A 12,543-nucleotide genomic window follows, 5' to 3' on the forward strand; every position below is an offset into this window, starting at 1 on the left:
TCAGCTCTCGCCCATCGCGATCCGCAGGGACCGCGGCCGCATGTCCGTCCACACCGTGCCGATGTGGTCCAGGCACTCCTGACGGGTCCCGCTGGTCTCCAGCGCCCGCCAGCCGGCCGGCACCGGACGCTCCGCCGCCCAGACGGAGTACTGCTCCTCGTCGTTGATGACCACCACGAACTGCTGCTCGCCGGAGCCGTTTGCCTCTTCGGTCATGGGAGGGTCCTCTCGTGTCCTGGGGAAGGGATGGACGGGGTCCGTGCGGGGGCTTGCGGCCGGTGCAGGCGCTCGCGCACCAGCTCCCGCACGGCGCGCCTGCTGGTCTTGCCCGCCGCCGTGTCCGGCAGCGCCGCGAAGTCCAGCACCTGACGCGGTCTCATGTACGCGGGGAGCAGCCGGTGCAGTCCGGCCCGCACCTCCCGCCCCGCCTGGGGCCACGGCGGCGATCCGGCGGCCGGGACGCAGGCGAGGTACAGCTCGGGGCGGCCCTCGGGGCCCTCGCAGACCACCGCGACCGCCTGCGCCAGTTCCGGCAGCCGCTGGGCGACCGCCTCGATCTCGCCCAGTTCGATCCGGTGGCCCCGGATCTTGACCTGGTCATCGGCGCGGCCGTGGAAGTAGTGCTGCCCGTCCGCCCCGGCCCGGACCAGATCGCCCGTGCGGTACATCCGTGAGCCGTCCGCGGCGGTGACGAACGACTTGGCCGTCAGGCCGGGTTCGCCGGTGTAGCCGCGCGCCACCCCGGCCCCCGACAGCCACAGCTCGCCGACCTCCCCGGCCGCAACCGGCTGCCCCGCCTCGTCCAGTACCCGGGCGCCCAGGCCCGTCAGCGGCCGGCCGATCGGCAGCGGATCGTGGAACGGCGGCTCCAGCGGCGTGCACAGCCCGACCACCGTGATCTCGGTGGGGCCGTACGCGTTCCACAGCGCCCCGGTCACCGGCAGCAACTCCTCGGCCAGCGCGGCCGGCAGCGCCTCGCCGCCGGAGATGAGCGTGCCGAAGACCCGTTCACCACCGAGGAAGGGCAGCAGCAGCCGCAGCTGGCTCGGGGTGGCCCAGGCAGCCGACAGCCGTGCCCCGCGCAGGAAACGGGCGAAGAACTCCGGGTTGCGGGCGGCCCGTTCCGGTGCGACCACCGCCGTGCCGCCGCACACCAGCGGGATCAGCAGCTCGGGCACCGACATGTCGAACACCGTGTTGCTGTGCGCCAGCATCCGGCTTCCGGGGCCGAACTCCAGGGCGCGCACGAAGTGTTCCAGCATGTTCAGCAGCGCCGGATGCTCCACCTCCACGCCCTTGGGCACCCCCGTGGATCCGGAGGTGAACAGCACGTACGCCGCCGGCCCGGCCGGATCCGGGGCACCCGTCGCCTCCTCGCGGCCCACCTCGGCCGTCGCCGTCGTGCTCACCCCGTCGGTGGCCGTGCCGCGTACCGCGACCGTGCACACCGCCCGCCGGATCTGGTAGCGGCGCCGCTCACCCGGAGCCGCAGGGTCCAGTGGCACGGCGGTGGCGCCCAGCAGCCAGCAGGCCAGCAACGGCACCAGATAAGGGGCCCCGTACCCGGCCTCCACGGCCACCCGGGTGCCCCGGCCGGCGCCGGCGGCGGCCAGCCGGGTGGCCTCACCGCGCGCTGCGGCCACCAGGCCGGCGTAGCTGAGCGTGCCCTCCGGGCCCTCCACCGCCGGTGCGCCGGGCCGTATCCTGGCCTGCGCCAGCACCGCCGCGAGCACCGTGCCCGCCTCGTGCTCAGTCGGTGAGGACATCGGCCGCCCCCGCATCGCGCACCAGGGCGGTCAGCCCTGCTGGTGTCGGATCCGCGAAGAAGTCCCCGAGGTCGACGGTGACCTCGAACTCCTCGTCCAGCCGGGCCAGCAGCCGCAGCGCCGTGATGGAGTGCCCGCCCAGCGCGAGGAAGCTGTCCCCGGGCCGCACCGCCGGTACATCCAGCACCTCGCACCACAGGGCCGTCACCCGGCCGGTGAGCGGGTCCCCGTCCCCGGGGCTCCCCGGCGGCTCCTGTTCCGGGGCGGTCTCCGGGGCGGGCGGGCCGGCCAGCAGCGCGGCCCGGTCCGTCTTCCCGCTGGCGTTCACCGGCAGCCGCTCCAGCGGCACCACCACGGGCACCAGATACTCGGGGAGCCGCTCGCGCAGCGCCGCTACCAGGGCCGGGCCGTCCAGCGGTCCGCCCGCGCCGCCCGCGGTCACCCAGGCCACCAGCTCCGCACCGTGTTCGGTGGCACGGGCCAGCACCACCGCCTCCGCCACCCCGGGCAGCGCGCGCAGCGCCCGTTCGACCTCGGCCGGCTCCACCCGGTGGCCGCGCACCTTGACCTGGTCGTCCCGCCGCCCCTCGAAGGCCAGCAGCCCGCCCGGCAGCACCCGCACCAGATCACCGGTGCGGTACAGCCGCCGCCCGCCGCGCGGGTCGAAGGGGTCGGGCACGAACGCGTCGGCCGTCGCGGCGGGTGCCCCCCGGTAGCCGTGCGCCAGGCCCTCCCCGCCCACCGCCAGTTCGCCGACCGCGCCCACCGGCACCGGCTCGCCCTGCTCGTCCAGGACATGGGCCGTGGTCCCGGACACCGGCAGGCCGATGGGGATGATCCCGGCGGCCGTGTCCCGGCCGGTGATGTCGTGCCAGGTACTGAAGGTGGTGTTCTCGGTCGGCCCGTAACCGTTGACGATCCGCTCCGGCCGGTCGGGCCGGGCCAGCAGGACGGCCAGCCGCCGCGCGTCCAGTTGTTCACCGCCCGCCAGCAGCACCCGCAGCGGTGCCAGGGCGTCCGGCGCGAAGTCCACCACCTGATGGAAGAGGGTGGCCGTCAGCCACAGCACGGTGATGCGCTCGCGGGCGATGAACTCCCGCAGCCGGGCGGGGGACAGGGCCACCTCACGGCCACCGGTCACCAGCGCCGCGCCGCCGGCCAGCGCACCCCATACCTCGAACGTCGCCGCGTCGAACGCCGGGTGCGACAGATGCGCCACCCGGTCCCGCGCGCCGATGGTCACGTAGTCGGCCTCCGGGACCAGCCGGCTGATCGCCCGGTGCGGCACCACCACCGCCTTGGGCTCCCCGGTCGAGCCCGACGTGAACATCACATACGCGACGTCCTCACCCGTCACCGCGGCCGGCTCCGGTGCCGCCCCGCCCGCACTCCGCCCCGCCACCGCGTCCGCCCACAACCGTTCCAGGACCAGCACCGGCAGCCGGCCGGCCACCGGGAGATCCACCGCCGCGCCCCGGGCGTCCTCCGTCACCAGCACCGCGTCCGCCGACGCCAGCAACCGGTCGATCCGCGCCGCCGGCTGTGCGGGATCCACCGGCAGATAGGCACAACCGGCGTACAGCGCGCCGAGGAAGCCGGTCACCGACGCGGCGCCACGCTCCGCCAGCACCGCGACCACCGACCCCCGGCCCAGCCCGGCGGCGCGCAGGTGCGCCGCGACGGCCCCGGCCCGGCCCGCCAGTTCGCCGTAGCTCAGCCGCAGCGGCCCCTCGATCAGCGCCGGGGCGCCGGGCCGCCGCGCCGCGTGCCGGGCGAAGCGCTGGTGCACCCCCTCGTACCCGGCTCCGGCCCCGGTCCCGGACTCCGCCACGGGCGACCCGGGCTCCGCGTCCGGCAGCGCGGCGTCCGGCGTGCCGAACGCCGCCCCGGCCGCCGCGATCAGCCGCTCGTGCAGCGCCGCCGCCGCCGGGGCGCTGAACAGGTCCGTGTGGTACTCCAGTTCCAGCTCGGGCTGGTCCCCGTCGACCACCGACCACAGCAGCTCGTACTTGGCCGTTCCGGTCGGCAGCAGCGCGCGCCGCGCCCGCTGCCCCGCCAGCCACAGCACGCCCTCGTCCGCGCCCCGGTGGGTCAGCGCCACCTGGGCCAGCGGCGCCCGCGACCGGTCCGTGCCGATCCGCAGCTCGGTCAGGATGTCCTGCAACGGCGCCCGGCGGTGCGCCAGTCCTTCCGCCACCGCGCGCCGCACCCGCCGCGCCACCTCACGCGCCGTCACCCCCGGCGGCAGCGTCACCCGCAGCGGCAGGGTGTCCACGAACATCCCGATCGCCGCCCCGTCACCCGTCTCCCGGGACGACGCCGGAACCGCCACCACCAGATCCCGGTCCCCGGTCACCGCCGCGAGCCCCACCGCGTACGCGGCCAGCCAGGTCATGAACGGGCTGAGCCGCTCCTGCCCGGCCACCGCGCGCAGCGCGGCCAGCGCGCCGGGAGCGAACGCCGCCCGGTGCACCGCGCCGCCGGTGCCCAGGACGGGCGGGCGGGGCAGATCGGACGGCAACGCCATCGCGTGCGGGGCCCCAGCCAGCCGGCCCCGCCAGTACGCCAGCGCGGCCGGACCCTCCGCGAGCAGCGCGCCGCCCGACGGCGCCGCCGCGCCCCGTACGGCCTGACCGTCCGCCGTCTCCGCGCAGCGGCGGGACAGTTCCTCCTCGATCAGCGTCAGCGAGGCACCGTCGCACACCAGATGGTGCACGGTCAGCAGCAGGACATCGCCCGCCGCGCCCCGGTCCACCACCAGAGCCCGCAGCAGCGGCGGCCTGCTCAGGTCGAACGGCTCCCGCGTCTCCCCGTCGAGCAGGTCGCCGAGCTCCGCCTCCGACAGCCCGGGCGCCGACAACCAGCGGCACGGCACCCGGACCTCTCCCGGTTCCGCCTCCACCGCGCGACCGGGCGGGCGGAAGCCGCGCCGCAGCGCCGGGTGCGCCGCCGCCAGCTCGTCCAGCGCCGCCCGCAACCGGGGGACGTCCAGCCGTCCGGGGAAGCGGTACACCGCGCCCACGTGGTATCGCGCGGTGCCGGGCGCCACCTGCTCGGCGGCCCACAGCCGCTCCTCGGCCGCCGTGAGCGGACGCTCCCCGCCTCCCCGGTCCGCCCCGCCTTCCTTGGCCAGCGCCGCCACCAGCCGCCCGAACTCCGGGTAGTCGTACAGCAGATCGAGATCGATGTCGGTGCCGGTGACGGTGCGCAGGCTCATCGCCGCCTCCACCGCCACGATCGAATCGGCCCCGGCGAGGAAGAAGTGGTCCTCGTCCCCGGCCGGATCCGCGCCCACCGCGCGCCGCCACACCTCGGCGACCGCCGCCCGCAGCCGCTCCGGGTCACCGCCCGGCGCCGCGGTCACCGGCCGTCGCCTTCCGCCCGGGCCCGCGTCACCAGCACGTCCCCGATGGCCAGCGCGTCCAGCGAGGAGCGGGCGAAGGTCTCCACCGCCTCCCGGGGCGTGCGCACGATCGGCTGACCGCGCAGATTGAAGGAGGTGTTGAGCACCACCGGCGTGCCGTGGTCGTCACCGAACCGACGGATCAGCTCCCAGAACACCGGAGCCTGTGCCCGCTGCACCACCTGCACCCGGGCCGAGCCGTCCACGTGCGTGATCGACGGCAGCGCCTCCCGGTACTTCTCCCGCACCTGTGCCACACACAGCATGTGCCGGTAGAGATTCTCCTGCCCGGGGACGATCTCGAAGTACTCCCCGGCCTCCTCGGCCGTCACCGCCGGTGCGAACGGGCGGAACTCCTCGCGCTGTTTGACCACCGCGTTCAGGTGCGCCCGCATCCCCGGTACCCGGGGGTCGGCCAGGATGCTGCGATGCCCCAGGGCCCGCGGCCCGAACTCCATCCGCCCCTGGAACCAGGCCACCACCGCCCCGCCGCCCAGCAGTTCGGAGACGCGGCCCAGCAGTTCGGGCCGGGCGAGCCCGGTCACCTCGAAGCCGGGGCCAAGACCCGCCAGCGCCGCCGCGATCCGCGCGGTGTCGAACTCCTCGCCCCAGTACGGCATCGTCATGGCGGCCGGTGCGGCCGGCCGGCGCTGCCGCAGCTCCCACAGGGCGGCGCCCAGGGCGCTTCCGTCGTCCCCCGACGCCGGCTGCACGAACACCTCGTCCACCAGGCCGCTGCGGGCGATCACCCCGTTCGCGGTGCAGTTCAGTGCCACCCCGCCCGCCATGCACAGCCGCCGCGAGCCACCGCCCGGCAGCTCGCGCGCGGAGCGGAGCACGTGCAGCAGGCTCTCCTCCAGGGTGTGCTGCACCGTGGCGGCCACGTCCATGTGCCGCTGCTCCAGCGGTGCCTGCGGATGCCGGGCCGGGCCGAACAGCTCCTCCAGGCGGCGGATCACCCCCCGGTGCGTCTCCCGCTCCAGCGGCGTGCGGTCGTGCGCCAGCAGCGGGGAGCGCAGCCCGCCGTCCGCGAGCCGCCGCATCAGCTCGCCGTCGGCTTGCGGGAACCGGCCCCGGTCGCCGTACGGGGCGAGGCCCATCACCTTGTACTCGTCCATCCCCGGGAGAAAACCCAGGTACTGGGTGACGACGCTGTACAGGATGCCCAGCGAGGCACCGATCGGGTAGCGCCGCAGGGTCCGCAGCTCCGCGCCGTCGCCGGCGTGCACCGAGGTCGCCTCGGTCTCGCCCATGCCGTCGGCCACCAGCACCGTCGCCGCTTCGAACCCGCTCAGCCAGTAGGCGCTGGCCGCGTGCGCCAGATGGTGCGGCACCCGCACCAGCTTGCGTTCCCAGTCGTGGCCGGGGAAGTGCTCGCGCAGCACCTCCCACTGCACCCGCTCCGCGTACGCCTCGGCGAACCAGCGGCGGGTGTACGCGTCCCGTTCGAACGCGGCCGACGGCTCGTAGCGGAAGCCGTGCGCGACCACGTCGACCTCGTCCAGGGTCACCCCGGCCATGCGCAGACAGGCCGTGACGGCGTCCACCGGGAACGCCCCGGTGCCCTTGTCGCCGTCGTGCCGCTCCTGGGCGGAGGCGGCGAGCACCCCGTCCTCGCTCACCAGCGCCGCCGCCGAGTCCAGGCCCTGCACCAGCCGCTGCTCGCGGTGGTCAAGTCCGGGCAGCAGCTCGCGCTTGAGCGCCTGCGCGCGGTCCAGACCGCTGATTCCCAGTACCAGCACCATCAGGCTCCCCTCGATTCGGTCCGATCGCGCACCGCGTCGGCCACGGCGCCGACCCAGGGCCGGCGCAGCATCTGGAAGTGGTCGCCGTCCGTGTGCGCGACCGTCAGTGACCCCGTCAGCTCCCGCCAGCCGGCCGCGATCCGCTCCCGCTCGGCCGCGCCGTCGGTGAGCGACAGCACCAGCCGCGCGTCCCCGGCGAACCGGGCGGGGCGCCAGCGGCCGAGCGCACCCAGCAGGTCACGCCAGTACGCCAGCAGCGTGGCCGTGGTCGGCCCGTCCAGTTCGGCCAGCGCCGCCGCGTCCACCCCCAGCGTCGCCAGCACCCCGCCGGCCTCCCGGCCGCGCAGCAGCGCGGCGGGGCCCTCGCGCAGCACCGCCGCGCGGATCCGCTCCAGCCGCTCCACCGTCACCCCGGCCCGCGCGGCGTCCTCCGGCTCCGGCGCGTCCGGTGCCCCCGGCGCCACACCGGACTCGGCGTCGATGACGACCAGGCGGGAGACCGGGACCCCCAGCCGCCGCAGCCGGACCGCGACCTCGTGGGCGAGCGCGCCCCCCGCCGACCAGCCGGCGACCACCACCGGTTCCCGGCCGGCCAGCAGCGGCGCCAGCTCCCGGACATACGCCGTCGCCAGGTCATCCAGCCCGCCCGGCGCGGCACCCGACCACGGGTCGCCCTGCAGACCCAGCACCTCGAACTCCCCGGCCAGCTCCGCCACCAGTTCCCGGTAGCCGAACAGCGTGCCGCCCAGCGGATGCGCCAGGACCAGCGGCACCGCTCCCGGCGTGCCGCCCAGCGGCACCACCCGGTCGCTGCCCGCGCCCGCGCCGTCCAGATACGCCGCCTGCGCGGCGACCGTCGGCGCCCCGTACAGCCGGGCCAGCGGCACCCGCACCCCGAAGTGTTCCCGCAGCCGCTCGGCCAGCCGCACCGCCAGCAGCGAGTGCCCGCCCAGCGCGAAGAAGTCCTCGTGCACCCCGATCCCGGACCGACCCAGCAGCCCGGCCCACACCTCGGCCAGCCGCCGCTCCGTCCCGGTGCGCGGGGCCCCGCTGTCCGCCGGTCCGCCGCTGTCGGGCCCCGGCAGCCGCAGCGCCGCCCGGTCCAGCTTCCCGCTCGCGGTCCGTGGCAGCGCGTCGACCCGGACGACGTCCGTGGGGATCGCCGCCTCGGGCAGCAGCCGCACCAGATGGAGCCGCAGCGCCGCCGGCTCCGGCAGCGCCTGCGCCACCGGCACCACGTGCGCCACCAGCCGTGGCCGGAACCCGGCACCGGTGTGATGCGCCGTCACCGCCGCCGCCGCGACCGCCGGATGGGTGCGCAGCGCCGCCTCGACCTCGGCCGGCTCCACCCGCTGACCCGCGATCTTCACCTGCCCGTCGGTGCGGCCCAGGAACTCCAGCATCCCGTCCGCCGTCCACCGGCCCCGGTCCCCGCTGCGGTACAGCCGGCTGCCCGGCGGCCCCCACGTGTCGGGAACGAACCGGTCGGCGCTCAGCGCCGGATCACCCAGATAGCCGCGCCCCACACCGGCCCCGCCGATGTGGATCTCGCCCGGCGTCCCGGGCGGCACCGGATCGCCCGCCGCGTCCAGCACCCGGATCACGGTGTTGGCGTCCGGCCGGCCGATCACCGGCGCCGGGCGGCCCGCGAACGGCGCGTACGTCGCCTCCACCGTGGTCTCGCTCGGGCCGTACGCGTTGAACGCCGTCACCTTCGGGTGGTCCCGCAGCAGCGCCCACAGATCGGGCGGGCACGCCTCGCCGCCCAGCACGATCACCGACGGCGGGAACGGGGCGTCCAGCAGCCCGGCCTCCACCATCAGCTGGACCTGGGCCGTCGTCACATCCAGGGTGTCCAGGGCCGTTTCCGGCCGCTGCGCGCGCTCCACCAGCAGGCGTGGATCGCGCCGCTCCGCAGCGCCGAGCAGGGTCAGCGGATGCCCGTCCAGCAGGGCCAGGATCTGCGCCAGGAAGAAGTCGGACACGAACGCCGACGTTCCGGCCGCCATCCGCAGGGGCTGCCCGCCGCCCGCCTCCCGCAGCCGGGGGAGCAGGGTCGCCGCCGCGAAGTTCGTCAGCCCGCCGTGCTCGATCAGAACCCCCTTGGGGCGTCCCGTGGAGCCCGAGGTGTACAGCACCGCGGCCAGATCGTGCGGCCCGACGGCGGGGAACTCCACCGCCTCCCGGTCCGTACCGGGCTCCGGCCCCGTCCCCACCACCAGCACCGGCACCCCGGCGCGCGGCGGCTGCGCGTCACCGTCGGGGTCGGTGAGCAGCAGGACCGGCGCCGACTCCTCGGCCATCAGCCGCTGCCGCGCGGCGGGCAGTCCGGGATCGAGCACCACGAACGCGGCACCCGCCCGCCACACCGCCCAGATCGCGGTGAGCGCGGCCCGGCCGGGCCGCAGCCACACCCCGACCACGTCCCCGCGGCGCACCCCGGCCCGCAGCAGCCGCGCCGCCAGCGCGTCCACGCCCGCGGCGAACGCGGCGAAGGTCAGCGGGCCCGCCTCGTCCCGCACCGCCACCGCCCGGGGGGTCAGCGCGACCCGCTCGGCCAGCAGCTCGTGCACCGGCTTGCGCGACACCTCCCGCACCGGGCCCTGCCAGCCGGCCAGCCGTGCGCGTTCGTCCGCACCGGCCGCCAGCACCTCGCGCAGCGGCGCACCGGGGCGCCGGCCCAGCGTGTCGAGCAGCCCGGCGAACGACGCGAGCAGCTGCTCGGCCGTCGCCCCGTCGTACAGCTCGGGACGGAAGGTCAGCTCCAGGTTCAGTGCCCCGGCCGACTCCGTCACCTCCAGCGACAGGTCGAAGTGGGCCCCGCCCGGCGGCAGCGAACGGTCCGTCAGCCGCAACCCGGCGGGCGCCCCGGCGTCCGCGCGGCTGTCCCCGGCCGCCGGGACATGCGTGAACATGGTGCGGAACAGCGGATTGCCGCCCGCCTCCCGCTCCGGGCGCACCGCCCGTACCACCTGCTCGAACGGCAGCTCCTGGTGCGCGAACGCCTCCAGCACCGCCGTGCGCACCCGCGCCAGATGGGCGGCGAAGTCCTCCTCCGGATCGATGCGCACCCGCAGCGCCAGCGTGTTCACGAAGAACCCGACCAGCGCGGCCGTGTCCGGGTGCGAGCGCCCCGACACCGGTGTCCCCACCGTCACGTCCCGGCTGCCCGCGTGCCGGGCCACATGCAGGCAGTAGACCGCCAGCAGCGCCATGAACGCCGTGCTGCCGGTGTCCCTGCGCAGCTCCGTCAGCCACGCCACCCGCTCCGCCGGGATCCGCAGCCCGCGCCGGTCGCCGGAGAACCCCCCGTCCTCCGGGGCCGGCCGGTCCGGCTGCGGCACAGCGGGCACCGCGCCCGCAAGCGTCCGTGTCCAGTACTCCCGCTCGGCACCGCCCCGTTCCGCCAGCAGCTCCCGCTGCCAGCGCGTGTAGTCCGGGTAGTCCGCCGCCAGCCGGGGCAGCCCGGCCGCCGCGAGATCGCCGTCCGCCCGGTACAGCGCCCACAGTTCCCGTTCGAAGACCTCCAGCGACCAGGCGTCCAGCGCCACATGGTGCGCGACGAACGCCAGCGTGTGCCGCCGCGGCCCGGTCCGCCACACCCGCACCCGCAGCAGCGGCCCCCGGGTCAGGTCGAACGGCTCGGCCACCAGCGCCGACAGCCGCGCCGTCACCTCCCCGGGCGGGCACTCACCGGCGGCCAGACCGCAGCTCCAGGCCGGCCCGACCCGCTGCACCACGGCGCCGTCCGCGTCCGTGTCCAAGGTGGTGCGCAGCGCCTCGAACCGCCCGATCAGCGCGTCCACGGCCGCCCCCAGCCGCGCCACGTCCAGCTCCCCCTCGACATCGCGCGCCCAGGTCACGTGGTACGTGGGGCTGTCCGGCGCCAGATGCCACAGGAACCACAACCGCTCCTGGGCGTACGACGCGGGCAGCGCCTCACCAAGGGCCCGCGCGGCCCGTACGATCGGACCGGCGGCGGCGGTGGTGGTGCCCCGCGCCGTGTGCTCCTCCAGCAGCCGGGCCATCGCGGCGACGGTGGGGCGTTCGAACACCTCGTGCAGCCGCACCCGGACCCCGAACTCGGTGCCCAGCCGCATCACCAGCCGCACCGCGAGCAGCGAGTGCCCGCCCAGCGCCACGAAGTCGTCCTCGATCCCGACCTCGGTCAGCCCCAGCACCTGGCACCACACCGCCGCCACCCGCCGCTGCGTCGGCGTCACCGGCGGACCGCCGAGCCGCCGCGCCGCGCGCGGGGCGCCGGCGGCACGCCGCAGCGCCTCCCGGTCCAGTTTGCCGACCGCCGTCAGCGGCAGCTCGGCGACCGTGCGCAGCACCGAGGGCACGGCCACCGCGGGCAGCCGGTCGGCCAGATACGCCGTCAGCTCCGCCTCGTCGGGGGCCGCTCCGGCCGGCACCACATGGGCCACCAGCGTCGTACGGGCGCCCGGCGCCGTGCCGTCGCGGTGCGCGGTGACCGCCGCGGCCGAGACCCCCGGATGGGAACGCAGCACGGCCTCGATCTCCGCGGGCTCCACCCGCTGGCCCGAGATCTTCAGCTGCTGGTCCGCCCGGCCGGCGAACTCCAGCAGCCCGCCCGCGCCGTACCGCACCAGGTCACCCGTCCGGTACAGCCGGGCCCCCGGCGGCCCCCAGGGGTCGGGGACGAACACGTCCGCCGTCAGCTCCGGCCGGCCCCGGTAGCCCCGTGCCACGGCCGGGCCGCCCAGATACAGCTCACCCGTGGCGCCGGGCGGCACCTCGCGCAGCGCCGCGTCCAGCACCCGTACGCGGACGGCGCCCAGCGGCCTGCCGATCACCGGATCCTGATGCTCGGTCACCCGGAGCCCGGTCACATCGACCGTGGCCTCCGTCGGACCGTAGGTGTTGTGCGCGATCGTCCCCGGCCGGGCGGCCAGCGCGGCCCACAGGTCCGGCGGGCAGGCCTCGCCGCCCAGCGTCACCAGCCGCGGCGGATGGGGCGCCTCCAGCAGCCCCGCCTCCACCAGCAGTTGCACCTGCGCCGTGGTGGCGCCGATGACCCCGGCCGCCCGCCGCGCGTCCTGGGCCCGCGCCACCAACTGCCGCGGATCGCGGCCCTCGGCCCCGGAGAGCACCAGCAGCGTGTGACCGTCCAGCAGCGCCAGCACCTGCTCCAGGAAAAAGTCCGACAGGAAGGCCGAGGTCCCCAGGGCCACCCGCAGCCGTTCCCCGCCGGGGGCCGCCTCGCGCAACCGGGGCAGGAGCAGCCCGGTGGCGTAGTGGGACAGCGCGCCGTGCTCGACGGCCACCCCCTTGGGCGCCCCCGAGGTGCCGGAGGTGTACATCACATAGGCCAGGTCCCGTTCGGTGACGGTGACCGGCCCTTGGTCCGGCTCCCCGGGGTCCGCCGGGCCGCCGTCCTGGCCGGACCACGGCAGCGTCGGGAAGCCCTCCGGCACCGACCCGGCACCGTCGTCCCCCGTGACCAGCACGACCGGCCCGGCGTCCGCCGCCATCAGCCGCAGCCGGCCCGCCGGCAGTTCGGGATCCAGCGGGACGAACGCCGCCCCCGCTTTCCACACCGCCCACACGGCCGTGACCGCGCCGCGCCCGGCCGGCAGGCAGATCCCGACCAGATCGCCCCGGC

5 protein-coding genes (1 of these 5 running past the window's edge) are annotated in these 12,543 nt (G+C 76.4%); all 5 read right to left on the reverse strand.

The window, feature by feature from the left end:
• Tightly spaced (each overlapping or abutting the next), the 5 genes in view from ACTFAP_RS26940 to ACTFAP_RS26960 form a layout consistent with a single transcriptional unit that may run on beyond the window.
• Entirely contained in the window at nucleotides 1–216 is a 216-nt protein-coding gene (locus ACTFAP_RS26940; protein ID WP_495682728.1) for an MbtH family NRPS accessory protein, read from the reverse strand.
• Nucleotides 213–1,766, reverse strand: a complete 1,554-nt coding sequence (locus tag ACTFAP_RS26945; RefSeq protein ID WP_500467653.1) for an amino acid adenylation domain-containing protein — start codon at nucleotides 1,764–1,766, stop codon at nucleotides 213–215. Before ACTFAP_RS26945 ends, ACTFAP_RS26940 begins: the two co-directional genes overlap by 4 nt.
• Nucleotides 1,750–5,130, reverse strand: coding sequence for a non-ribosomal peptide synthetase (locus ACTFAP_RS26950; RefSeq protein WP_500467654.1), 3,381 nt, complete (start codon nucleotides 5,128–5,130; stop codon nucleotides 1,750–1,752). The genes ACTFAP_RS26945 and ACTFAP_RS26950 overlap by 17 nt, the downstream gene beginning before the upstream one ends.
• Nucleotides 5,127–6,914 (reverse strand): carbamoyltransferase family protein, encoded by a 1,788-nt coding sequence (locus tag ACTFAP_RS26955; RefSeq protein WP_500467655.1) that lies wholly within the window; start codon nucleotides 6,912–6,914, stop codon nucleotides 5,127–5,129. The genes ACTFAP_RS26950 and ACTFAP_RS26955 overlap by 4 nt, the downstream gene beginning before the upstream one ends.
• Nucleotides 6,914–12,543: the 3' portion of an amino acid adenylation domain-containing protein gene (locus ACTFAP_RS26960; RefSeq protein WP_500467656.1), read on the reverse strand. The gene runs 14,629 nt beyond the window's last position; 5,630 of the gene's 20,259 nt are visible here — the last part of the coding sequence; the start codon falls outside the window, past its right edge; it ends in the stop codon at nucleotides 6,914–6,916. Before ACTFAP_RS26960 ends, ACTFAP_RS26955 begins: the two co-directional genes overlap by 1 nt.

This window comes from Streptomyces sp. PH9007 (genome assembly GCF_059813725.1).